Genomic DNA, 23,320 nt, shown 5'->3' on the forward strand with positions numbered 1-23,320 from the left:
AGTCTCTCCGACCGCACCATATATTTATTGCCTGCAGGTCTATCGCCAAGCGGTAAGGCAGCGGCTTTTGATGCCGCCATTCCCTGGTTCGAATCCAGGTAGACCTGCCACTATTTTAATTATTGAGTTTACTCAGTAGTTATGCGGTCGTGGCGGAATTGGTAGACGCACCAGATTTAGGTTCTGGCGCCGCAAGGTGTGAGAGTTCAAGTCTCTCCGACCGCACCATTATTAAAGTCTCTTTTATTAGAGCATTGTAGGGCTATCGCCAAGCGGTAAGGCAGCGGCTTTTGATGCCGCCATTCCCTGGTTCGAATCCAGGTAGCCCTGCCATATTATCCCTTTAAAGGGACGTTATTGAGGTTTTACCAATTCTCTCGATAACAACAATTAAGATGCGGTCGTGGCGGAATTGGTAGACGCACCAGATTTAGGTTCTGGCGCCGCAAGGTGTGAGAGTTCAAGTCTCTCCGACCGCACCATCTTAATTAAAAGAATACATATGTTGTTAAAACATATTGTTGGCTACGTAGCTCAGCTGGTTAGAGCACATCACTCATAATGATGGGGTCACAGGTTCGAATCCCGTCGTAGCCACCATTTATTCAGATAAATAGTTTATACTTACGACTATTGATCAGAAGTATTAAAGCGCGGTCGTGGCGGAATTGGTAGACGCACCAGATTTAGGTTCTGGCGCCGCAAGGTGTGAGAGTTCAAGTCTCTCCGACCGCACCATACTTTCCTTGATTGGGAAGCACTTAGCTGAAAGACTAAGACCTGTAGGGCTATCGCCAAGCGGTAAGGCAGCGGCTTTTGATGCCGCCATTCCCTGGTTCGAATCCAGGTAGCCCTGCCATTACAAAACGTTGTTAAGGTTATACCAATTACCTTAGTAACTAAAAAAACACGATGCGGTCGTGGCGGAATTGGTAGACGCACCAGATTTAGGTTCTGGCGCCGCAAGGTGTGAGAGTTCAAGTCTCTCCGACCGCACCATGATTGAAAAACCCAGCATTAATTTGCTGGGTTTTTTCTTTTTTCCGATTCTGGACTCGGTAGATCTCTGATTTATCGAATTAAAAAAGCGAGCTCATGGCTCGCTTTTTTTCTATCTATTGCTTTTCTACCTGACGCATTGGGTATCCAGACTTACATACCCAATGCGTACTTCAATACTTGAGCTTTAATCGGCCCTGAGTTTTCTGCTAACTTTAATGCCGCATTACGAGCGAACTTCAGTGGCCCTAAATCATTGCTAAAGCCTTTGTAGAACACATCCATGCCAGTTTGCATTAGTAAGTTATCTGGTCGACGAGCGCGCTCATACTTGGCGAGTAATGAATCATTAAGTTGCTCTTGCTGATCCGTCACTGAAAGCAGGACATCAACATCCTTGAAGCCAAGATTCACGCCTTGCCCAGCAAGTGGGTTAATTGTATGGGCAGAGTCGCCCACTAACACGCAATTCTTGTTTGAATAACTTTGAACATGACGACGAGTCAGTGGGAATGAACCAAACTGTAAAACGTTGATATCGCCCAATTCAGCTGGGAAGTGACGTAAGATCTCTTCTTTTAGCTGGGGTTTCGTCATCGCACACAATTGCTTAATACGTTTTGGTGAGTCATACCACACCAGCGAACCCTGCCCCACTTCTTTACCATCTTCAGTTAATGAGCATAGCGGCAAGAACGAACGTGGACCTGACGGAGTAAATTGCTGCCAAGTGATGTCTTGTTGAGGAAGTTCGGTTTTCACGTTGATCAGCATGCAGTGTTGACGGTAATCCCACGCGGTTACGCCAATACCCGCCAATTGCCGAACTTTCGAGTTCGCGCCATCGGCACCAATCACCCAGCTAGCTTCAAACTGCTCGCCACTTTCTAGTGTTACACGGTTAACCTCGGCAAATTCAATGTCTTTTAGTCGCTCTGGACACATTACCGTTAAGTTGTCGTATTGTGCGAAAGCTTGCCAAAGACCAAGTTGGATTAGTCGGTTTTCAACGATATAGCCTAGCTGCTCCAATGACAGTTCATCAGAGTGAAAACGAGTACGGCACTCTGGGTGTTCCCACGTTTCCAAACGACGATAAGGACACACTCGCATGCTCTCAATTGCTGACCACGCATCTAATGAATCAAGTAACTTTACTGATTGGTGTGAGATTGCTGAAACACGAATATCCAAGGCTTGAGAAGCTTCAAAAGCCTTAGGTTCAGCACCTTCCACAACCACAACACTTCTGCCCTGCTTAGCAAACCCGACAGCCATCGCTGCACCGACCATGCCGCCACCGATTACGGCGATATCATACTTGTTCATTTTTTGCTCTTCATCGTATTGATTATTTGGCGTTTTTTAATTGTACGTTCCACGGCTATTTTTACAAAATTCTTTAATACAAAACCTTGCTTCGTATGGGGTAAAAATCTAGATTTCATCAGGGTTTGCAGAGAATTCGTCAGATCACTAGTCAGGTGCTTTTTAAAGCAGTACAATACGCCGCTTACCGCCGAGATGGCGGCTATAATTTGAGCAATAGCTCTCCGATTTAAGTACAACTGAACGAGCGAAAGTGAGATGAGTAAGAAACTGCTAATTAAAACCTGGGGCTGCCAGATGAACGAATACGATTCATCAAAAATGGCCGACCTGCTTAATGCTGCAAACGGCTATGAGCTGACCGAAGAGCCAGAGGAAGCAGACGTACTTCTACTTAACACCTGTTCGATCCGTGAAAAGGCGCAAGAGAAAGTTTTCCACCAGCTTGGTCGTTGGAAAACACTAAAAGATAAAAAACCTGGCGTGGTTATCGGCGTTGGTGGTTGTGTAGCAACTCAAGAAGGCGATCACATTCGTCAACGTGCTCCATACGTTGACGTAATTTTTGGTCCACAAACCCTTCACCGTCTTCCTGAGATGATTAAGCAATCTCAATCGGATGAAGCACCAGTCATGGACATTTCATTCCCAGAGATCGAAAAGTTCGACCGTCTACCAGAGCCTCGTGCTGAAGGTGCGACAGCGTTCGTTTCTATCATGGAAGGTTGTTCTAAGTACTGTACTTACTGTGTAGTACCGTACACTCGCGGTGAAGAAGTAAGCCGCCCAATGGATGACGTACTGTTCGAAATCGCACAACTAGCAGAACAAGGCGTCCGCGAAGTGAACCTACTGGGCCAAAACGTAAACGCGTACCGTGGTCCTATGCATGACGGTGAGATCTGTTCATTCGCAGAACTGCTTCGTTTGGTTGCGTCTATCGATGGTATTGATCGTATCCGCTTTACAACAAGCCATCCATTAGAATTTACTGATGACATCATCGCAGTATACGAAGACACACCTGAGCTAGTAAGCTTCCTTCACCTACCAGTACAAAGTGGTAGTGACCGAGTGCTGACTATGATGAAACGTCCTCACACTGGCATCGAATACAAGTCGATCATCCGTAAGCTACGTAAAGCACGTCCTGATATCCAAATCAGTTCAGACTTTATCGTTGGTTTCCCTGGTGAAACAGACAAAGATTTCCAAGACACAATGAAGCTAATCAAAGACGTAGACTTTGACATGAGCTTCAGCTTTATCTTCTCTCCACGCCCAGGGACACCAGCGGCAGATTACCCTTGTGATCTATCAGAGCAAGTGAAGAAAGAGCGTCTATACGAGCTGCAACAAACCGTAAACACACAAGCAATGCGCTACTCTCGTCTAATGCTAGACACTGAGCAACGCGTTCTGGTTGAAGGTCCTTCTAAAAAGAACCTAATGGAGCTACGTGCTCGTACAGAAAACAACCGTGTAGTAAACTTTGAAGGTAGCGCAGACCTAATCGGTCAGTTCGTTGACGTGAAGATTACGGACGTATTTGCTAACTCACTACGTGGTGAGCTAGTACGTACAGAAAAAGACATGGACCTTCGTAGTGTGATTTCACCAATGCAAATGATGGCGAAAACACGTCGCGAAGATGAGCTAGGTGTAGCTACTTTTACGCCATAAGCTCGTACAAATAGCCATTGAGAGCCTGGTCGTTGTCAGGCTCTCGTTAAGTGGCATAAAATGAGAGGCAACATTGAGCAATAAAATCGTAACGCTAGAAATCAATCTAGAACCTTCAGACAACCGCCGACTTGCAAGCCTGTGCGGTCCTTTCGATGACAACATCAAGCATTTAGAACGTCGTTTAGGCGTTGAAATCAACCACCGTAGCGATCTTTTCACCATCGTGGGTAAACCTCATACCGCGGCAGCTGCGCTGGATATTCTCAAAACCCTATACGTAGAAACAGCACCCGTTCGTGGTGAAACACCTGACATTGAGCCAGAACAGATCCATCTGGCAATCAAAGAATCAGGCGTACTGGAACAGACGACAGAATCAACGTTCGAGCACGGCAAAGAAGTCTTCGTAAAAACCAAAAAAGGCGTGATCAAGCCGCGTACACCGAATCAAGGTCAATACTTGATGAACATGGTGACGCACGATATCACTTTCGGTATCGGTCCTGCGGGTACAGGTAAAACCTATCTCGCGGTTGCAGCAGCCGTTGACGCACTAGAGCGTCAAGAGATCCGTCGTATTCTATTAACTCGCCCTGCGGTTGAAGCAGGTGAGAAACTGGGCTTCCTACCTGGTGATTTGAGCCAGAAAGTCGACCCATACCTACGTCCTCTCTACGATGCCCTATTTGAAATGCTGGGTTTTGAGCGCGTAGAAAAGCTGATTGAACGTAACGTGATAGAGGTTGCGCCTCTTGCTTACATGCGTGGTCGTACTTTGAACGACGCTTTCATCATTCTTGATGAGAGTCAAAACACCACGGTTGAGCAAATGAAGATGTTCCTGACCCGTATCGGCTTCAACTCTCGTGCCGTTGTGACTGGTGACGTTACCCAGATTGACTTACCACGCGGTGCAAAATCAGGTCTTCGCCACGCAATTGAAGTACTGAGTGAAGTTGATGACATCAGCTTTAACTTCTTCCAAGCAGACGATGTCGTGCGCCACCCAGTGGTTGCTCGTATTGTTAATGCTTATGAGAAGTGGGAAGCGCAAGACCAAAAAGAGCGCAAAGAGTTTGAAAAACACCGACGCGAAGAACGTGATGCTAAATTGCTAGAAGCAGCAAAAGCAGAGCTGAGTTCACAAGTCGCGGCGAGTAAGGAATAAACATGGCAATTGAACTTGATTTGCAACTGGCAGTCGAAAATGAAGAAGGTTTACCTTCTGAGCAAGATTTCCAATTGTGGCTAGATAAGACTATTCCTCTATTTCAGCCTCAAGCGGAACTGACGATTCGTATTGTCGACGAGCAAGAAAGTCACGAGCTAAACCACGAATACCGTGGTAAAGATAAGCCGACTAATGTGCTGTCTTTCCCATTCGAAGTACCACCTGGTATGGAAATGGATCTCCTAGGCGATTTGATAATCTGTCGCCAAGTAGTTGAAAAAGAGGCAATTGAGCAGAACAAGCCTCTACTAGCACATTGGGCGCATATGGTTGTACATGGCAGCTTGCATCTGCTAGGTTATGATCATATCGAGGATGATGAAGCTGAAGAGATGGAATCCCTCGAGACAGAAATCATGCAAGGCATGGGTTACGAAGACCCGTACATTGCTGAAAAAGAGTAACTTTGGTTGCTCGACAGGGAAAAGCGAACCACCTAGGTGCGACCTCGTGATCGCTTTTCTATGTGAGCTATCACACATCTGATAGCGTTACTTAATTGAGAAACAATGAACGAAGATAATTCTCCCTCTTCTAATGAAGGCAAGAAAGAAAAGGCAGAAGGTCCGAGTAGAAAGTCCTTCTTTGAACGTCTAGGTCAACTATTTCAAGGCGAACCAAAAGACCGCCAAGAGCTTGTGGATGTTATCCGCGACTCAGAAATCAACGACCTGATTGACCACGACACCCGCGACATGCTTGAAGGTGTTATGGAAATCTCTGAAATGCGCGTGCGTGACATCATGATCCCGCGTTCGCAAATGGTTACGGTTGAGCGCACAGACGATCTTGATACTTTGATCGCTCTAATTACTGATGCTCAACACTCTCGCTACCCTGTGATTAGCGAAGATAAAGACCATGTAGAAGGCATTCTATTAGCGAAGGACTTACTCAAATACTTGGGCTCAGGCAGTAACCCATTTGATATCGAAGAAGTAATTCGACAAGCAGTGGTTGTACCGGAAAGTAAACGTGTCGACCGCCTGCTAAAAGAATTCCGTGAAGAACGTTATCACATGGCGATTGTTGTCGACGAATTCGGTGGCGTTTCTGGTCTAGTAACAATCGAAGATATCCTTGAAGAAATCGTAGGGGATATTGAAGATGAGTTCGATGACGAAGAAGAAACCGATATCCGTAAGCTAAGCAAGCATACCTTTGCTGTCAGAGCTCTGACAACCATTGAAGAGTTTAATGAGACATTCGGTACCGACTTCAGCGATGAAGAAGTGGATACTGTAGGTGGTATGGTAATGACTGCCTTTGGTCACTTACCATCTCGTGGTGAGTTGGTCGAAATTGAAGGCTATAACTTCAAAGTCACCGCTGCCGATAACCGTCGTGTCATTCAACTCCAAGTGACGATTCCAGACGAAGAAACGCTGGTTGAAGCCACTCAAGAGTAACGCGATACCCTAACAACGGGAATATCAGAAAAATATAATGATGAATGTACTCTTTCATCGCCTAAAGCGGCCCTTAGTGGCCGCTTTTGTTGGCGCTTCCACTACCCTAGCATTTGCCCCTTACCAGTTATGGCCTATTGCCATACTCAGCCCTGCTATCCTTCTTATTCTTCTTGCAAACCAATCACCTAAGCGTGCACTTTGGATCGGTTATGCGTGGGGACTCGGCCAATTCTCCACCGGCGTTAGTTGGGTTTATGTCAGCATCGCTGGCTTTGGCGGGATGCCGCTCATTGCAAATCTATTCCTGATGGGTTTGCTGATTGCTTACTTATCGATTTACACCGGCCTATTCGCTTGGCTTAGCAATAAGTTCTTCCCACAACTTACTCTCACTAAAGCATTATTAGCCGCTCCTGCTCTGTGGTTAGTCACTGATTGGCTACGCGGTTGGGTTATGACCGGCTTCCCATGGTTGTGGCTGGGTTACAGCCAAATTGATGGCCCATTGGCCAGCTTCGCACCTATTGGTGGTGTAGAACTCCTAACCTTATTCATACTAATGAGTGCTGGTTCTCTGGCTTACGCTTGGGTGCATAAGCAGTGGCTGATGGTCATTATCCCTGTGGTTTTGCTCAGCGCAGGTTTTGGCATCAGCCAATACGACTGGGTGACACCTCGTCCGGAAGACACAACCAAAATCGCCTTAATCCAAGGTAATGTTGATCAGAACCTAAAATGGCTACCAAGCCAGCGCTGGCCAACCATCATGAAGTATGCCGACTTAACGCGTGAAAACTGGGATGCCGACATCATCGTTTGGCCTGAGGCTGCGATTCCGGCATTTGAAATCGAAGTCCCGTCGTTCTTGAGAAACATCGATGCTGCGGCGAAAATGAATAACAGCGCGATCATCACCGGCGTGGTTAACCAAGGAGAAGACGGCCAGTTCTACAACAGCATTCTCTCATTGGGTGTGAATCCATACGGCGATTACAGCTTTGATTTAGACAAACGCTATCACAAGCATCACTTACTTCCATTTGGTGAATTTGTTCCATTTGAAGAGGTGTTACGTCCATTAGCGCCCTTCTTCAACTTACCGATGTCATCGTTCAGCCGTGGCGATTTCGTACAACCAAACATTGTGGCGAATGGTAAACATATGGACCCGGCTTTGTGCTACGAGATCATCTTTAGCGAACAAGTTCGTCAGAACGTCACAGACGATACTGACTTCATACTAACGCTATCAAATGATGCTTGGTTCGGTCACTCCATTGGTCCACTACAACATATGGAAATCGCACGTATGCGTGCATTGGAGCTTGGAAAACCGCTGATTCGTTCAACCAATAATGGTTTGACAGCTGTTACTGATCATAAAGGTAAGATCATCGAGCAAATCCCTCAGTTTGAGACAGCGGTATTGCGCGCAGAGTTGGTTCCGACAGACGGACAAACACCTTATCGCACCTTTGGTACTTGGCCATTATATATCTGGGCAGCACTGAGCCTTATATTGGCTTGGTGGTTACCAAGAAAACGCAAATAACATCAAAAAAAGAGGCTCTGGTAGCCTCTTTTTTATTGCGTTGTATTTTTTGACTGCATGTTATGGCTTGAGAGATTGGCGACTAAAACCAGTATGATTACACTTGATGCATGGAATTATGACCGTTGGATGGTTGTAAGTGGTTTTATGACCACATTCATCACAGACCAATGTCCCGAGCCCGATGACTTCGCCCGCTTCATACAAGCCTTGATGCTCTAAATCATCGAACAACTCAACCCACTCAACTTTAGTTTTATCGGTAATATCCAGTAAACCTTGCCAGATTGAATCGGCAATGGTGAGATAAAAAGGCCCGCTTTTTCCTTCCTCATAGCTGTCGGAAAACTCTTTTAAATCGGCTTTTACGTAAGCTGAAATTAGTGAGAGCTCATCTTTGGTCATGTCGTTAGCGGCATCCACGACTTTGCCCGACGTTTCGAATACTTTGTTAACTTCATCCGGACTGTGCTTCAAGGTTTCCATCACATCCTCGAGCATTTCCTCATAACCTGCTTTACGTTTAGGCATAACTGACCTCCATCTTTCCACTACCAAGCGTCACTTCTAGGCGCATGGGTACAGATTGGCTATTGTTGTGATCCCTAGCTTTAGGTATTCTATGACGATCTATTTAAGTCTGTTCTAACCGAACTCACAAATTCCAAGATAACCGGATACCATCGATGCAAGAACAATACAATCCACAAGACCTTGAACAAAAAGTTCAAAAGCACTGGGATGACAACAAGACCTTTGTTGTAAGTGAAGACCCAAACAAAGAAAAATTCTACTGTCTATCCATGTTCCCATACCCAAGTGGTCGACTGCACATGGGTCACGTGCGCAACTACACCATCGGTGACGTAGTATCTCGTTTCCAACGCCTACAAGGCAAAAACGTAATGCAACCAATCGGTTGGGATGCATTCGGTCTACCTGCGGAAAACGCGGCAGTAAAAAACAACACTGCACCGGCGCCTTGGACTTACGAAAACATTGAATACATGAAGAACCAACTTAAGCTTCTTGGTTTTGGTTACGACTGGAATCGTGAATTCGCAACCTGTACGCCAGAGTACTACCGTTGGGAACAAGAGTTCTTCACTAAGCTTTACGAGAAAGGTCTGGTTTACAAGAAGACCTCTTCTGTTAACTGGTGTCCAAACGATCAAACTGTTCTTGCAAACGAACAGGTTGAAGACGGCTGTTGCTGGCGTTGTGATACTCCGGTAGAACAAAAAGAAATTCCACAGTGGTTTATTAAGATCACTGAATACGCTCAAGAGCTACTAGACGACCTAGACAAACTTGAAGGTTGGCCAGAAATGGTTAAGACCATGCAGCGTAACTGGATCGGTCGTTCTGAAGGCGTGGAACTCAAGTTTGAAGTTAACGGTCAACAAGATTTAGAAGTTTACACCACGCGTCCAGACACACTAATGGGTGTGACTTACGTTGGTATCGCAGCAGGTCACCCTCTTGCGGCTATCGCAGCTCAGAACAACCCAGAGCTAGCGTCATTCATCGAAGAATGTAAAAACACCAAAGTAGCAGAAGCTGAGCTTGCGACAATGGAGAAAAAAGGTATGGCTACTGGCCTTACTGCTATTCACCCATTGAACGGTCGTGAAGTGCCAGTTTACGTAGCAAACTTCGTACTGATGGACTACGGCACAGGCGCAGTAATGGCGGTTCCTGCACACGACCAACGTGACTACGAATTTGCAACGAAATACGGCCTAGACATCGTTCCTGTCATCAAACCGGTTGATGGCAGTGAGCTAGACATCTCTGAAGCGGCATACACCGAGAAAGGTGTACTGTTCGATTCAGGTGAATTCGACGGTCTAGAATTCCAAGCGGCGTTCGATGCAATCGCAGCGAAGCTAGAAGCAGAAGGCAAAGGCACTAAGACAGTTAACTTCCGTCTACGTGACTGGGGGGTATCTCGTCAACGTTACTGGGGTGCACCAATCCCTATGGTAACCACTGAAGACGGCGAAGTTCACCCAGTACCCGCTGACCAACTACCCGTTATTCTTCCAGAAGACGTGGTAATGGACGGCGTAACAAGCCCAATCAAAGCAGACAAAGAATGGGCGAAGACAACATTCAACGGCGAACCTGCTCTACGTGAGACAGATACGTTCGATACGTTCATGGAGTCTTCTTGGTACTACGCACGTTACTGTTCACCACAAGCTGACGACATCCTAGATCCAGAAAAAGCAAACTACTGGCTACCGGTAGACCAGTACATCGGTGGTATCGAGCACGCTTGTATGCACCTACTGTACTCTCGCTTCTTCCACAAACTGCTACGTGACGCAGGCTACGTAACGTCTGACGAACCGTTCAAGCAACTGCTGTGTCAAGGCATGGTACTGGCTGATGCGTTCTACTTCGAGAACGAAAAAGGCGGTAAAGAGTGGGTTGCCCCAACAGATGTTGCTGTTGAACGTGACGGTAAAGGTCGTATCACTTCAGCGAAAGACAATGAAGGCCGTGATGTAACGCACTCAGGCATGATCAAAATGTCTAAGTCGAAAAACAACGGTATCGACCCTCAAGAAATGGTAGACAAGTACGGTGCTGACACGGTACGTCTATTCATGATGTTTGCTTCACCAGCAGACATGACCCTTGAATGGCAAGAGTCTGGCGTAGAAGGTGCTAACCGCTTCCTGAAACGTGTTTGGAAACTGGTTCACGCTCACGCTTCAAAAGGTGCAGCTGAGTCAGTTGATGCAAGCGCACTTTCTGGCGACCAAAAAGCACTTCGTCGTGACGTTCATAAAACTATCGCGAAAGTAACGGACGATATCGCTCGTCGTCAAACATTCAACACAGCAATCGCAGCGATCATGGAACTGATGAACAAGCTTGCGAAAGCGCCTCAAGAATCTGTACAAGACCGTGCAATCCTTGATGAAGCACTTAAAGCTGTAGTTGCAATGCTTTACCCAATCACTCCGCACATCTCTTACGAACTATGGGCAGCGCTAGGTGAGGCAGACATCGACAACGCGGCATGGCCAACGTTTGATGAGAAAGCTCTGGTTGAAGACGAGAAAACTATCGTTGTGATGATCAACGGTAAACTACGTGCGAAGCTAACCGTTGCTGCTGACGCTTCAGAAGAGCAAGTTCGTGAGCTTGGTCTAAACGACGAGAACGCGAAGAAGTTCCTAGATGGTCTAACTATCCGTAAAGTGATTTACGTACCAGGTAAACTATTGAACATCGTTGCAAACTAGCCGCTCGTTACCAACGAAATGCAGCTTGCAAGAACTCAACGCCGAGCGAACTGATTCGTTCGGCATGAGTTTTCTAACAGGGTGAGTCCTCACCCTGTTTATTTACCTCAAACCATTCACGATGAGTGGTTTAAGGTAAATAACCCCTTAAATTTAGGATGAATACAATCAATGCGCTTTTTCTCTTTGATTAAACTACCAGTGGTATTGGTATTAGCGGGGCTTCTTTCTGCCTGTGGTTTTCACCTTCGTGGCGAGTATTCCGTTCCGGAAGAACTGCACACCATGTCATTCACTAGCTATGATGAATACAGTCCTTTGACTCGATATGTACGAGCTCAACTTGAACTGAATAAAGTGGACTTGGTACAGCCTTCTGCTAACACACCAAACCTACACCTAATTGAAGCAACCATTGACGAACGTACGCTGTCGCTGTATCAAAACAGTCGTGCTGCAGAAAAAGAGCTGACCTATGTAGTGCAATACCGCGTTACAATTCCTGAGTTCGGTTCAAAAGCCTTCACAACAACAGTAAACCGTAACTATCTTGATAACCCACTCACTGCCCTAGCTAAGTCAGTAGAGCGCGACGTTATCGAAGATGAAATGCGTCAGCAAGCCGCAAGCCAAATGATGCGTCAGCTAGGTCGAGTTCGTGCAGAGTACGAACAAGGCCATATTATCCCTGATGCGACAAACACTAACGACAACAAAACTGACTCTTAATCAAAATGCGAATTTATGCCGATAAGCTGGCCGACCATTTAGCAAAACACGTAAAGCAGGTTTATCTAATTTTCGGTAATGAACCCTTATTGATTCAAGAAAGCCGACAAGCGATTCAGCACACCGCGCGCCAGCACGGTTTTGAAGAAAGACATCGCTTTGCTGTGGATGCGAGTCTAGATTGGAACCAAGTTTACGACTGTTTCCAAGCATTGAGTTTGTTTTCAAGCCGTCAGTTAATTGAATTAGAGTTACCAGAAGCCGGCGCAAACGCAGCGATCAGTAAAGAGCTAGTCAGCCTATGCGAAATGCTGCATGACGATATCATGTTAGTCGTCATTGGCAGCAAACTTAACAAAGCACAAGAAAACGCAAAATGGTTTAAAGCCCTGAGTGCAAAGGGTGATTGGGTGAGTTGCTTAACACCCGATTTACAACGCTTACCCATGTTTGTGCAAACTCGCTGCCGTGCCCTTGGTCTAAAGGCGGACCAACAATCACTGCAAGTGTTGGCACAATGGCATGAAGGTAATTTGTTTGCGCTCTCACAAAGCTTAGAGAAACTTGCTCTAATCTACCCAGATGGTGAGTTAACTGTGGTGCGATTGGAAGCAGCCTTAAGTCGCCATAACCACTTTACGACCTTCCACTGGATCGACGCTCTGTTAGCGGGTAAAGCCAATCGTGCACAACGTATACTGCGTCAATTAGAAGCGGAAGGCGTCGAAACCATCATTCTGATCCGCAGTGTACAGAAAGAGTTTAATCAACTGCTGAACATGCACCGCGACTTAACCCAAATGGGTATGATCCAGGTATTTGAAAAGCATCGTGTGTGGCAAAACAAACGCCCATTTTACAACGCAGCTTTGACACGTCTGTCAACAAGCCGCATTTGTGCGCTTTTATCTCTTTTGGCTCACGCCGAGATAAAAGCGAAAACCCAATATGAAGAATCTGTGTGGCCAACGATTCACCAGTTGAGCTTAGAAACCTGTTCACCTGATATTAAGCTGGCAATTTAGAATTCAAAGCGTGATATAGTGCGCGGCCAGTTTTGATTAATATGATTCAAAACACCCACAGATTGAAAAGAAAACCGAGGAAAACCGAGTGCTTCGCGAAGAACTTAAAGACTTTTTAGCTGATAAAGCTGACGACATGAAAGCAGAAGAGATTGTAATTCTGAATGTAGAAGACAAATCTAGCGTGACAGATTACATGATCATTTGTACTGGCACCTCTAAACGTCACGTTTCATCTATTGCTGATCACGTCGCATCTGAAGTGAAGAAAGCTGGTCTAGAACCACTAGGTATGGAAGGCGAGAAAGAAGGTGAATGGGTTGTTCTCGATATGGGCGATGCCATGCTTCATGTCATGCAAGATGAACACCGTAACCTGTACCAGCTAGAAAAGCTTTGGGGTTAATCTTTTGAAAATTCAACTGATTGCTGTAGGCACTAAAATGCCCAAATGGGTCGAAGAGGGATTCCAAGAATACCGTCGTCGCTTCCCTCATGATATGCCACTTGAGTTGGTTGAGATCCCAGCAGGGAAACGTGGAAAAAATGCCGACATTGCACGTATTCTTCAAAAAGAAGGCGAAGCTATGTTGGCAGCAGTCCCAAAAGGCAACCGCATCGTGACATTGGATATCCCAGGCAAAAAGTGGGATACCCCACAACTGGCAGAACAGTTAGAAGCTTGGAAATTAGATGCTCGCGACGTTTCTATTTTAATTGGTGGCCCAGAAGGGCTTTCTCCTGCATGTAAAGCCGCCGCTGATCAAAGTTGGTCTTTGTCTGCATTGACCTTACCGCACCCACTTGTGCGTATTGTCATGGCGGAGAGTTTATACCGAGCGTGGAGCATTACTGCTAACCACCCTTATCACCGCGAATAATCGCTGCTTAGCCGTAGAGACAAGCGTTAATGATTCGTAAACGCCGCAGTCAAATCCGAGACTACCAAGCTGAAGCGCGCCTGTTTTCCAGTCGCGCTATTTTTGCTTTTTTGGGTATCGTCATTTTGATGGGGTTACTGGTTGCTAACATGTACAACATACAGGTTAACCAGTTCCAAGATTACCAAACTCGCTCTAACGACAACCGTATCAAAGTCGTTCCAATCGCACCAAACCGTGGTCTTATTTACGACCGCAACGGTATTTTGCTCGCTGAAAACCGCCCTGTCTTCAACTTGGAGCTTACTCCAGAAAAAATCAAAGACATTGACGGCACCATCGAAGAGCTACAAACCATTCTTGAAATCACGCCAGAGCAAATTGAACGTTTCCAGCGTGAACGTAAACGTACGCGTCGCTTTAAATCCGTACCACTACTTACTCAGTTAGATGAAAACCAAGTTGCTGTTTTCTCAGTAAACCAATACCGCTTTCCGGGTGTTGAAATCAGCGCAACATTGAAGCGTTACTACCCATTTAGTGAAGTACTGACCCACGTTATTGGCTACGTATCACGCATCAACGATCGTGACATGCAACGCCTAGTTCGTGAAGAAAAAGACGCGAACTACCAAGCCACTCGTGATATCGGCAAACTAGGTATTGAAAAATACTACGAAGATTTATTGCACGGTACCGCGGGTTACCAAGAAGTCGAAGTCAACAGCCGTGGCCGAGTAATTCGTACCTTAAAGTATGTCCCGCCGATTCCGGGTCAAGACATCGTGTTAAACCTCGACATCAACTTACAACTATACGTTCACCAATTATTAGATGGGCGTCGTGGTAGTGCGGTGGTTTTGGATCCTAAAGACAATGGTGTGCTCGCGATGGTTTCAAGCCCGAGCTACGATCCAAACTCGTTTGTCCACGGTATCTCAGGCAAAGCTTACCGAGCCCTCTTGAACGACAAAAACCGTCCACTTGTAAACCGAACTACGCTAGGTATTTACCCCCCAGCTTCCACCATTAAGCCATTTATGGCCGTTGCAGCTTTGGAAGAGGGTGTAGTAACACCAAAAACAACGCGTAATGACCCTGGCTACTGGCGCATTCCAAACTCCGATACTCGCCCATTCCGTGACTGGCTGCGTTGGGGCCATGGTCGCGTAGATATCATCAAGTCGATAGAAGAATCCGTTGATACTTTCTTCTATCAAGTCGCTTATGACATGGGTATCGACCGTATCTCGAATTGGATGATGATGTTTGGTTTTGGTGACTATACCGGCATCGATATTTACGAAGAAAGCAAAGCAAACATGCCAACGCGTGAATGGAAAATGGCTCGCCATAAAACCCCTTGGTACAAAGGCGATACGATTCCTGTTGGTATCGGGCAAGGTTACTGGACAGCAACACCAATGCAAATTGCCAAAGCAACATCGGTGTTGGTCAACGAAGGCGCCGTAGCCGCGCCACATTTGCTCAAAGCGACAATTGATAATGGCGGTGATTTTGAAGAGCAAAAGACCTCTGAATACGTCACCTACCCGCCAATTCAAAATGTGCCGGATAAATACTGGAACATGGCCAAAGAAGGCATGCGCTTGGTAAACCATGGTGCGAAAGGGACGGCTCGTCGCTCTTTCTACAATATGGATTACCAAACGGGTGGTAAATCAGGTACTGCTCAGGTCTTCGGTCTAGGTGAAGACGAAGAATACAACGCAGACGAAGTCGCAGAACATCTACGCGACCACGCCCTGTTTACCGGTTTTGCGCCATTTGACGATCCTAAAGTTGTCGTTTCAATCGTACTTGAAAACGCCGGTGGTGGTTCAAGTAATGGCGCACCAGTAGCAAGAAAGATCTTCGACCGAGTGATCGTTGGGCCAGAAAAAATCGAACCAGACGATGAGCAAGCCAAAGAGAAACAAGAGGTAACGCAGTGATGAAAATGGATCCCTCTACAGGTAAGAACCGAGCCCTGTTTGAACGCTTCCATATCGACTTGCCGCTTTTACTCGGCATCTTTGCACTAATGGCCTTTGGCTTGGTCATCATGTACAGCGCCAGTGGCCAGAGCTTGGCGATGATGGACCGCCAAGCCATGCGCATGGCCCTATCATTAGTCGTGATGATCGTCTTAGCACAGATCTCGCCCAGAACTTACGAAAGCCTCGCGCCTCTCATGTTTGTCGGTGGTGTCATACTGCTCTTTGGCGTGCTCTTCTTTGGTGAAGCTTCCAAAGGCGCACAGCGCTGGCTAAATCTTGGCTTTGTTCGATTCCAACCTTCTGAGCTTCTCAAGCTCGCCGTACCCTTGATGGTCGCGCGCTATATCGGTCGTCAACCACTTCCCCCGACGTTCAAAACCCTCATCGTTGCGTTGATCATGGTTTGCTTGCCAACCATTCTCATCGCAAAGCAACCTGACTTAGGGACCTCGATTCTGATCGCTGCATCAGGCATCTTTGTTATCTTCCTTGCGGGTATCAGTTGGAAAATCATTGCTGGTGCCGCACTGGCGCTTGGTGGTTTCATTCCCGTTTTGTGGTTCTTCTTGATGCGTGAGTATCAAAAAGTGCGCGTTCGTACTCTGTTCAACCCTGAATCAGACCCTCTCGGTGCCGGTTATCACATCATCCAAAGTAAAATTGCGATTGGTTCTGGTGGTATTTCCGGCAAAGGTTGGTTGCAAGGCACTCAATCACAGTTAGAATTTCTTCCTGAACGTCACACTGACTTTATCTTTGCAGTAATTGCTGAAGAATGGGGTATGATTGGCTTCCTTTGCCTGTTGACCATCTATCTCTTTATTATTGGACGAGGTCTCTACCTCGCAAGCCAAGCACAAACTGCGTTTGGCCGAATGATGGCAGGCAGTATTGTACTCAGCTTCTTCGTGTATATTTTTGTAAATATCGGCATGGTAAGTGGCATCCTACCCGTAGTAGGCGTACCTTTACCGTTGATCAGTTATGGTGGCACTTCCATGGTGACACTGATGGCTGGTTTTGGCATTTTGATGTCGATCCACACGCACCGAAAAGCATTCTCTAAGGCGACCTAGACCATGCAAAAACGCGCTTTATATTCCTTAGTTTTTTCTGCTGTTATTTTGGCGGGCTGTTCTTCTACCGACCAAAAAACACAAGAAGGCCGTTATGAACTTGAATCCGATGTAGCACCAGATAAACCTCTATCGGTCGAGCACATTGAGGATGCGCATCCTAAATATGAACCATACAGCTTAGGTGGTAACAGCGATTACAATCTACGAGGTTCCGACTACAAAATCGTTCGTAACGCAAAAGGTTTTACGGAAAAAGGCCGTGCCTCTTGGTACGGAAAAAAATTCCAAGGTCACCTAACGTCCAACGGTGAAATTTACGATATGTACTCAATGACAGCCGCACACAAAACGCTGCCATTACCGAGCTACGTTAAAGTCACCAATACCGACAATGGTAAATCAACCGTTGTACGAGTTAACGACCGTGGCCCATTTCATGACGGCCGTATTATTGATTTAAGCTACGCCGCCGCTCATAAGCTCGACGTCGTGAAAACAGGCACAGCGAACGTACAAATTGAAGTCATCACCATTGATAAGCCAACCGATGAAAAGTCTTTAGCTGCGCACCCAAAATACGTGATTCAAGTTGCTTCTTCAAAATATGAAGATCGAGCGCGAACTTTAGGCCAAGAGCTTGGTCAAAAGCTGGATACAGAAACTTTCTTGGAGAGCACGAAAGAAACTCACCGCTTGTTGCTAGGGCCATTTACTGACTATTCCCTGACGCAAGCAACACTGGATAAAGTAAAGTTGCTCGGCTATTCGTCCGCATTTATTAAAAAACACAAAACTGACAAATGACCTTGGTGTCATGAATTTCTATGCAGAGCCCTTCTTACATAAGCAGGGATTCTGTTAAGATGTCGACAGTTAACCAAAAAATTTGAATTACCATGAATAAAAATAAGTTTGTGAAATCTATTCTCGTTTCTTCGGTTGCGCTAACTGCAACCATCGCTCAATCTGCTTTTGCTTCACCAGTTGTTGTCCCAGACGCACCTCAAATCGCAGCGAAAGGCTACGTTTTGATGGATTACAACTCAGGTAAAGTTCTGGCTGAGAAAGAGATGAACACAAAGTTGTCTCCTGCTAGTCTGACAAAAATGATGACCAGCTACGTAATTGGCCAAGAGCTAGCGCGTGGTAATATTTCAGAAGACGATGATGTAACCATCAGTAAGAACGCATGGGCGAAAAACTTCCCTGATTCTTCAAAAATGTTCATTGAAGTTGGCACCACAGTTAAGGTGAAAGACCTAAACCGCGGTATCATTATTCAATCAGGTAACGACGCTTGTGTCGCAATGGCTGAACACATTGCAGGCTCTGAAGATGCATTCGTAGACCTAATGAACGCATGGGCAAACACAATTGGCATGAGCAACACGCATTTTGCTAACGTGCACGGCCTAGATAACCCAAATCTATACTCAACACCTTATGACATGGCACTGCTTGGTAAAGCATTGATCCGTGACGTTCCTGATGAGTACCGTATCTACTCAGATAAAAAATTCACTTACAACGGCATCACACAGTACAACCGTAACGGCCTATTGTGGGATAAGAGCATGAACGTTGATGGCATCAAGACTGGCCATACTAGCAACGCGGGCTACAGCCTAGTAAGTTCAGCAACTGAAGGTCAAATGCGCCTAGTTGCAGTGGTGATGGGTACCAAAGATGCAAACGCTCGTAAATCAGAAAGCAAAAAGCTACTGAGCTACGGCTTCCGCTTCTTCGAAACCGTTGCGCCACATAAAGCGGGTGAAACGTTTGTAGAAGAAAAAGTATGGATGGGTAACAAAGATACGGTTGCTCTGGGTCTTGACCAAGATACTTACGTAACGCTACCTCGTGGTGAAGCAAAGAATCTAAAGGCAAGCTTTGTACTTGAAAAAGAGCTAGAAGCCCCAATTAATAAAGGTGATGTAGTTGGTAAGCTATACTATCAAATTGATGGTGAAGATATTGCTGAGTACCCACTAATGGCATTAGAAACTGTAGACCAAGGCAGCCTATTTAGCCGTATGTGGGACTACATCGTATTGTTGTTTAAGAGCTTCTTCTAACAGTCGCTTCTGAACAACAAACAAGTCCGCAAAGCCGCCAACTAGGGCGGCTTTGTTATCTATACTCAAGCGACGTTAAGATGCTTGGGGATGATCTTGAGTTCACCCTAATTTGACTGTACTATTTCGCACCGCAACGAATACCAACTGGAGTTACCGATATGCTAACCATCAACTCTGATGCAAAATTGAAAGACCTGCTTGAGTTCCCTTGTTCATTTACTTACAAGGTAATGGGGCATGCAAAACCTGAACTTCCAGAACTCGTTCTTGAAGTAATCCAGCGTCATGCTCCAGGTGACTACAGCCCAGCAGTAAAACCAAGTGCTAAGGGCAACTACCACTCGGTGTCTATCAATATTACTGCTACCTCTATCGAGCAGGTTGAAACCCTTTACAAAGAACTGGGTGAAATCGACATCGTACGCATGGTTCTATAATTTTTTGATAAATTAAATTTTTTTTGAAAGCAGCTTCGGCTGCTTTCTTTTTATTTATCATGTAGATAATGAAAACCACTGACTCTTTCAGTTAAAAATCTGTTACTCAACTGTAGAGCATCAAACTCATCCGGTTTATAATCCAAAAACTTTATATATTAGTGACAGGAATCCCCATGCAACACCAACTTGTTGTAAGACGACTTGGACGCCAAGATTATGAGCCTGTATGGAAGGCGATGCATGAGTTCACTGATCAACGCACAGACGACACGCCTGATGAAGTTTGGTTGGTAGAACACAACCCAGTATTTACACAAGGTCAAGCGGGTAAAGCCGAACACCTCATTAACACTGGTAATATTCCTGTTGTACAAAGCGATCGCGGGGGTCAAGTGACCTACCATGGTCCTGGTCAGCTTGTCGCTTACTTTCTGATCAACCTGCGTCGTAAAAAATTAGGGGTGCGAGATCTCGTTACGCACATCGAGAACCTCGTGATCAACACCCTAAAGGCATACAATATCGAATCTGCTGCGCGACCAGATGCCCCAGGTGTTTATGTCGACAGTAAAAAAATATGTTCTCTCGGCCTTCGCATTCGCAAAGGATGCTCATTCCACGGCCTAGCGTTGAACGTCAATATGGACTTAGGTCCGTTTTTACGTATAAACCCTTGTGGCTATGAAGGAATGGAGATGGTTCAGGTTAGCCAAGTTGGCGGCCCTGAAGATATCGAAGCCGTGGAAAAACAACTAATACAAGAACTCGTTACTTTGCTTGATTACGAGCAAGTAGAATTCAGCACAGAAGCACCTTCTCAAGGTAACAAAGCATGAGCAAACCAATCCAGATGGAAAAAGGCGTCAAATACCGCGACGCTGACAAAATGGCATTGATTCCCGTAAAGAACATGCCTACAGAGCAGAAAGAAGTGCTACGTAAGCCTGATTGGATGAAGATCAAGCTACCAGCCGACAGCCAACGTATTCAAGACATCAAATCAGCGATGCGCAAGAACAACCTTCACTCAGTATGTGAAGAAGCCTCTTGCCCTAACCTAGCGGAATGTTTTAACCACGGTACGGCTACTTTCATGATCCTTGGCGCTATCTGTACTCGCCGTTGTCCATTCTGTGACGTTGCCCATGGCCGTCCGCTTGCAGTAGAAGCTGAAGAGCCGAAGAAACTGGCTAAAACCATCGCAGACATGAAGCTGAAATACGTCGTTATCACTTCAGTAGACCGCGATGATTTGCGTGATGGCGGTGCAGAGCACTTTGCAAACTGTAACCGTGAAATCCGCGAACTGAACCCACACATCAAGATTGAAACGCTTGTACCTGATTTCCGTGGCCGTATGGATGTCGCACTTGATCTGATGAAAGACAACCCGCCAGATGTCTTCAACCACAACCTAGAAACGGCACCTCGTTTGTACCGTAAAGCTCGCCCAGGCGCGAACTACAAGTGGTCACTACAATTGCTGCAAAAGTTCAAAGAGCAGCACCCAAATGTACCGACCAAATCAGGTGTTATGATGGGTCTTGGCGAAACGAAAGAAGAGATCGTCCAAGTACTAAAAGACCTACGTGCACACGGTGTAACAATGCTGACACTTGGTCAGTACCTAGCACCAAGCCGTCACCACCTGCCAGTAGAGCGTTACGTTCCACCATCAGAGTTTGACGAGCTAAAAGAGATCGCACTAGAACTTGGCTTCACGCACGCGGCGTGTGGTCCATTCGTTCGTTCTTCTTACCATGCCGATATGCAGGCTCAAGGTATCGAGATTAAATAAGCGCTCGCTTGTTTTGAAGAGAAAGGTTGGCTCAGCGCCAGCCTTTTTTGTATCTGTCGAACATAAAACACCATCATTTGGACAATAAGCCTATTTCTCAGAACCAAAAGCAGCGTCATTCCGAAGATCCTAGGCGATATCAGAAATCTGATTTCAGCGCACTCTAAGCTGATATTTCCATACGCTAGAAAAACAAAAAGGCCCTCAAATGAGGACCTTTCATCAATCAAATAATCAAACCGAATCGCAGAAATAGAACGAGTTCGCCTGAGTTATTTTCAAAGAAAGCGAATTTACACAGAGAACTATGCGTAAACTGGTAGACGCTTACAGATCTCTAGAACTTTCTGTTTCGTTGCTTCGATAACTTCCTCGTTGCCGATGTTATCTAGAACGTCACACATCCAGTTTGCTAGCTCTTTCGCGTCTTCAGTAGTGAAGCCACGACGAGTAATTGCTGGCGTACCTACACGAATACCAGACGTAACGAATGGGCTGCGTGGGTCGTTTGGTACAGAGTTCTTGTTTACTGTGATATTTGCTGCACCTAGTGCCGCATCTGCATCTTTACCAGTAATATCTTTGTCGATTAGGTCAACAAGGAACAGGTGGTTCTCAGTACCGTTAGAAACGATCTTGTAGCCACGCTCTTGGAATTGACCAACCATTGCCTTCGCGTTTTTCACGACGTTAGCTTGGTAAGCTTTGAATTCAGGTTCCATCGCTTCTTTGAACGCTACTGCTTTACCAGCGATAACGTGCATTAGAGGGCCACCTTGACCGCCAGGGAATACTGCTGAGTTCAGCTTCTTGTACAGCTCTTCACCTTCGTTAGAAAGGATAAGACCGCCACGAGGACCCGCTAGCGTTTTGTGCGTAGTCGTTGTTACTACGTGAGCGTGTGGAACTGGTGTTGGGTACTCGCCTGCTGCGATTAGACCAGCAACGTGCGCCATGTCTACGAATAGGTAAGCGTCAACTTTGTCTGCGATTTCACGCATGCGCTTCCAATCAACGATTTGTGAGTAAGCAGAGAAACCACCAATGATCATCTTAGGCTTGTGCTCAAGCGCTAGCTGTTCCATCTCGTCGTAGTTGATTTGGCCTGCTTCGTCGATACCGTAAGGAATCACGTTGTAGTGCTTACCAGAGAAGTTTACTGGTGAACCGTGAGTTAGGTGACCACCGTGCGCTAGGCTCATACCTAGAACTGTGTCGCCTGGGTTTAGAAGCGCCATGTAAACTGCGCTGTTTGCTTGAGAACCTGAGTGAGGCTGTACATTCGCGTACTCACAACCAAACAGTTGGCATGCACGATCGATAGCTAGTGCTTCAGCTTTATCTACGTACTCACAACCGCCGTAGTAACGCTTACCTGGGTAGCCTTCAGCGTATTTGTTCGTTAGCTGAGAACCTTGCGCTTCCATTACACGTGGGCTTGTGTAGTTTTCAGAAGCGATAAGTTCAATGTGTTCTTCCTGGCGAAGTGTTTCTTCCTGGATAGCTGCGAACAGTTCCGCATCGTAATCTGCGATGTTCATATCACGCTTAAGCATCTGTATCTCCTGACTCAGATTGGTACTGAAAGTTGCAAAAAAACCGACTAAATGACCCAACGCAAACGTTTTCGTCACCGTAATGGCGCGCATTCTACATAATTTGATCTAGGTCATAAAGAGAAATTTACAATTTTTCTCATGCAGTTTTTTCATGATGACAAGTAAGGATTATCATGACGATGTTGCAATCGTTCAACCATGATCCACTGACTGTCAAATTTGTGCTTTACACCCTGTAAAACAACAATTACATAGGTTTACC

The 23,320-nt window shown here is 46.0% G+C and carries 20 protein-coding genes and 8 tRNA genes; 25 read left to right on the forward strand and 3 right to left on the reverse strand.

The features are described from left to right. Positions 1 to 35 precede the first annotated feature (35 nt). From BCT11_RS10280 to BCT11_RS10315, 8 genes are all read left to right on the forward strand, one after another. Positions 36 to 110: transfer RNA gene (locus tag BCT11_RS10280), tRNA-Gln, on the forward strand. Positions 111 to 143: 33 nt separating this feature from the next. Further along, positions 144 to 228 (forward strand) — tRNA-Leu (locus BCT11_RS10285). Positions 229 to 258: 30 nt separating this feature from the next. After that, positions 259 to 333: transfer RNA gene (locus BCT11_RS10290), tRNA-Gln, on the forward strand. 64 nt (positions 334 to 397) lie between these two features. Beyond that, positions 398 to 482: transfer RNA gene (locus BCT11_RS10295), tRNA-Leu, on the forward strand. A gap of 41 nt (positions 483 to 523) precedes the next feature. Next, a tRNA-Met gene (locus BCT11_RS10300) sits at positions 524 to 600 on the forward strand. 53 nt (positions 601 to 653) lie between these two features. Then, positions 654 to 738 (forward strand) — tRNA-Leu (locus BCT11_RS10305). Between the two features lie 46 nt (positions 739 to 784). After that, positions 785 to 859: transfer RNA gene (locus BCT11_RS10310), tRNA-Gln, on the forward strand. Between the two features lie 55 nt (positions 860 to 914). After that, positions 915 to 999 (forward strand) — tRNA-Leu (locus tag BCT11_RS10315). A 153-nt stretch (positions 1,000 to 1,152) separates the two neighbouring features. Here BCT11_RS10315 and BCT11_RS10320 read toward each other — a convergent pair. After that, complete coding sequence (locus BCT11_RS10320) at positions 1,153 to 2,328, reverse strand: 2-octaprenyl-3-methyl-6-methoxy-1,4-benzoquinol hydroxylase (RefSeq protein ID WP_102388281.1); 1,176 nt, start codon at positions 2,326 to 2,328, stop codon at positions 1,153 to 1,155. A gap of 258 nt (positions 2,329 to 2,586) precedes the next feature. Here BCT11_RS10320 and miaB point away from each other — a divergent pair, with 258 nt between their 5' ends. From miaB to lnt, 5 genes are all read left to right on the forward strand, one after another. Next, a complete protein-coding gene (miaB, locus tag BCT11_RS10330) occupies positions 2,587 to 4,011 on the forward strand; it encodes a tRNA (N6-isopentenyl adenosine(37)-C2)-methylthiotransferase MiaB (RefSeq protein ID WP_038873822.1) in 1,425 nt (474 codons plus the stop codon). A 73-nt stretch (positions 4,012 to 4,084) separates the two neighbouring features. Beyond that, positions 4,085 to 5,182: a PhoH family protein gene (locus BCT11_RS10335; RefSeq protein WP_102388282.1), complete on the forward strand. Its 1,098-nt coding sequence runs from the start codon at positions 4,085 to 4,087 to the stop codon at positions 5,180 to 5,182. A 2-nt stretch (positions 5,183 to 5,184) separates the two neighbouring features. Continuing rightward, positions 5,185 to 5,649, forward strand: coding sequence for an rRNA maturation RNase YbeY (ybeY, locus tag BCT11_RS10340; RefSeq protein ID WP_038875833.1), 465 nt, complete (start codon positions 5,185 to 5,187; stop codon positions 5,647 to 5,649). 105 nt (positions 5,650 to 5,754) lie between these two features. After that, positions 5,755 to 6,654, forward strand: a complete 900-nt coding sequence (gene corC, locus BCT11_RS10345; RefSeq protein ID WP_038873816.1) for a CNNM family magnesium/cobalt transport protein CorC — start codon at positions 5,755 to 5,757, stop codon at positions 6,652 to 6,654. 37 nt (positions 6,655 to 6,691) lie between these two features. Continuing rightward, entirely contained in the window at positions 6,692 to 8,209 is a 1,518-nt protein-coding gene (gene lnt / locus BCT11_RS10350) for an apolipoprotein N-acyltransferase (RefSeq protein ID WP_102388283.1), read from the forward strand. Between the two features lie 60 nt (positions 8,210 to 8,269). Here the strand turns inward: lnt and BCT11_RS10355 are convergent, their stop codons facing one another. Beyond that, positions 8,270 to 8,740 carry a zinc ribbon-containing protein gene (locus BCT11_RS10355; RefSeq protein WP_038873812.1) on the reverse strand — a complete coding sequence of 157 codons (471 nt, stop codon included), beginning with the start codon at positions 8,738 to 8,740 and terminating at the stop codon, positions 8,270 to 8,272. A gap of 155 nt (positions 8,741 to 8,895) precedes the next feature. Here BCT11_RS10355 and leuS point away from each other — a divergent pair, with 155 nt between their 5' ends. From leuS to lipA, 12 genes are all read left to right on the forward strand, one after another. After that, complete coding sequence (leuS, locus tag BCT11_RS10360) at positions 8,896 to 11,469, forward strand: leucine--tRNA ligase (RefSeq protein WP_042601004.1); 2,574 nt, start codon at positions 8,896 to 8,898, stop codon at positions 11,467 to 11,469. Between the two features lie 171 nt (positions 11,470 to 11,640). Then, positions 11,641 to 12,198, forward strand: coding sequence for an LPS assembly lipoprotein LptE (gene lptE, locus BCT11_RS10365; protein ID WP_102388284.1), 558 nt, complete (start codon positions 11,641 to 11,643; stop codon positions 12,196 to 12,198). A 5-nt stretch (positions 12,199 to 12,203) separates the two neighbouring features. Then, complete coding sequence (holA, locus tag BCT11_RS10370) at positions 12,204 to 13,223, forward strand: DNA polymerase III subunit delta (RefSeq protein WP_102388285.1); 1,020 nt, start codon at positions 12,204 to 12,206, stop codon at positions 13,221 to 13,223. An 88-nt stretch (positions 13,224 to 13,311) separates the two neighbouring features. Further along, positions 13,312 to 13,629, forward strand: a complete 318-nt coding sequence (rsfS, locus tag BCT11_RS10375) for a ribosome silencing factor (RefSeq protein ID WP_038875827.1) — start codon at positions 13,312 to 13,314, stop codon at positions 13,627 to 13,629. A 4-nt stretch (positions 13,630 to 13,633) separates the two neighbouring features. Further along, entirely contained in the window at positions 13,634 to 14,104 is a 471-nt protein-coding gene (gene rlmH / locus BCT11_RS10380; protein ID WP_038873801.1) for a 23S rRNA (pseudouridine(1915)-N(3))-methyltransferase RlmH, read from the forward strand. Positions 14,105 to 14,133: 29 nt separating this feature from the next. Beyond that, positions 14,134 to 16,059 carry a penicillin-binding protein 2 gene (gene mrdA, locus BCT11_RS10385; protein WP_102388286.1) on the forward strand — a complete coding sequence of 642 codons (1,926 nt, stop codon included), beginning with the start codon at positions 14,134 to 14,136 and terminating at the stop codon, positions 16,057 to 16,059. After that, on the forward strand, positions 16,059 to 17,180 hold the full coding sequence (gene rodA / locus BCT11_RS10390; protein WP_038865381.1) for a rod shape-determining protein RodA: 1,122 nt from the start codon (positions 16,059 to 16,061) through the stop codon (positions 17,178 to 17,180). The genes mrdA and rodA overlap by 1 nt, the downstream gene beginning before the upstream one ends. A 3-nt stretch (positions 17,181 to 17,183) precedes the next feature. Beyond that, complete coding sequence (locus BCT11_RS10395; RefSeq protein ID WP_038865382.1) at positions 17,184 to 17,987, forward strand: septal ring lytic transglycosylase RlpA family protein; 804 nt, start codon at positions 17,184 to 17,186, stop codon at positions 17,985 to 17,987. A gap of 92 nt (positions 17,988 to 18,079) precedes the next feature. Continuing rightward, positions 18,080 to 19,258 (forward strand): serine hydrolase, encoded by a 1,179-nt coding sequence (locus tag BCT11_RS10400; RefSeq protein WP_038865383.1) that lies wholly within the window; start codon positions 18,080 to 18,082, stop codon positions 19,256 to 19,258. A gap of 161 nt (positions 19,259 to 19,419) precedes the next feature. Further along, the gene (gene ybeD, locus BCT11_RS10405) at positions 19,420 to 19,698 is read left to right on the forward strand and encodes a DUF493 family protein YbeD (RefSeq protein WP_038865384.1); all 279 of its coding nucleotides are present in this window, start codon (positions 19,420 to 19,422) and stop codon (positions 19,696 to 19,698) included. A gap of 176 nt (positions 19,699 to 19,874) precedes the next feature. Beyond that, entirely contained in the window at positions 19,875 to 20,537 is a 663-nt protein-coding gene (lipB, locus tag BCT11_RS10410) for a lipoyl(octanoyl) transferase LipB (RefSeq protein ID WP_039973735.1), read from the forward strand. Further along, positions 20,534 to 21,499: a lipoyl synthase gene (gene lipA, locus BCT11_RS10415; protein ID WP_038875607.1), complete on the forward strand. Its 966-nt coding sequence runs from the start codon at positions 20,534 to 20,536 to the stop codon at positions 21,497 to 21,499. The genes lipB and lipA overlap by 4 nt, the downstream gene beginning before the upstream one ends. Positions 21,500 to 21,804: 305 nt before the next feature. Here lipA and glyA read toward each other — a convergent pair whose 3' ends face one another. Further along, a complete protein-coding gene (gene glyA / locus BCT11_RS10420) occupies positions 21,805 to 23,055 on the reverse strand; it encodes a serine hydroxymethyltransferase (protein WP_038865388.1) in 1,251 nt (416 codons plus the stop codon). Positions 23,056 to 23,320 lie beyond the last annotated feature (265 nt).

The organism is Vibrio sp. 10N.222.52.B12 (assembly GCF_002875385.1).
In the GTDB taxonomy this organism is placed as follows: domain Bacteria; phylum Pseudomonadota; class Gammaproteobacteria; order Enterobacterales; family Vibrionaceae; genus Vibrio; species Vibrio jasicida.

What these genes read in the sequence shown, in the direction of transcription:
- glyA (WP_038865388.1), bottom strand. Translation starts at nt 23,055, where the DNA reads ATGCTTAAGCGTGATATGAACATCGCAGATTACGATGCGGAACTGTTC.
- ybeD (WP_038865384.1), top strand. Translation starts at nt 19,420, where the DNA reads ATGCTAACCATCAACTCTGATGCAAAATTGAAAGACCTGCTTGAGTTC.
- BCT11_RS10355 (WP_038873812.1), bottom strand. Translation starts at nt 8,740, where the DNA reads ATGCCTAAACGTAAAGCAGGTTATGAGGAAATGCTCGAGGATGTGATG.
- BCT11_RS10320 (WP_102388281.1), bottom strand. Translation starts at nt 2,328, where the DNA reads ATGAACAAGTATGATATCGCCGTAATCGGTGGCGGCATGGTCGGTGCA.
- BCT11_RS10395 (WP_038865382.1), top strand. Translation starts at nt 17,184, where the DNA reads ATGCAAAAACGCGCTTTATATTCCTTAGTTTTTTCTGCTGTTATTTTG.
- lipA (WP_038875607.1), top strand. Translation starts at nt 20,534, where the DNA reads ATGAGCAAACCAATCCAGATGGAAAAAGGCGTCAAATACCGCGACGCT.
- lipB (WP_039973735.1), top strand. Translation starts at nt 19,875, where the DNA reads ATGCAACACCAACTTGTTGTAAGACGACTTGGACGCCAAGATTATGAG.
- corC (WP_038873816.1), top strand. Translation starts at nt 5,755, where the DNA reads ATGAACGAAGATAATTCTCCCTCTTCTAATGAAGGCAAGAAAGAAAAG.
- mrdA (WP_102388286.1), top strand. Translation starts at nt 14,134, where the DNA reads ATGATTCGTAAACGCCGCAGTCAAATCCGAGACTACCAAGCTGAAGCG.
- lnt (WP_102388283.1), top strand. Translation starts at nt 6,692, where the DNA reads ATGATGAATGTACTCTTTCATCGCCTAAAGCGGCCCTTAGTGGCCGCT.
- leuS (WP_042601004.1), top strand. Translation starts at nt 8,896, where the DNA reads ATGCAAGAACAATACAATCCACAAGACCTTGAACAAAAAGTTCAAAAG.
- miaB (WP_038873822.1), top strand. Translation starts at nt 2,587, where the DNA reads ATGAGTAAGAAACTGCTAATTAAAACCTGGGGCTGCCAGATGAACGAA.
- BCT11_RS10400 (WP_038865383.1), top strand. Translation starts at nt 18,080, where the DNA reads ATGAATAAAAATAAGTTTGTGAAATCTATTCTCGTTTCTTCGGTTGCG.
- lptE (WP_102388284.1), top strand. Translation starts at nt 11,641, where the DNA reads ATGCGCTTTTTCTCTTTGATTAAACTACCAGTGGTATTGGTATTAGCG.
- rodA (WP_038865381.1), top strand. Translation starts at nt 16,059, where the DNA reads ATGAAAATGGATCCCTCTACAGGTAAGAACCGAGCCCTGTTTGAACGC.
- holA (WP_102388285.1), top strand. Translation starts at nt 12,204, where the DNA reads ATGCGAATTTATGCCGATAAGCTGGCCGACCATTTAGCAAAACACGTA.
- ybeY (WP_038875833.1), top strand. Translation starts at nt 5,185, where the DNA reads ATGGCAATTGAACTTGATTTGCAACTGGCAGTCGAAAATGAAGAAGGT.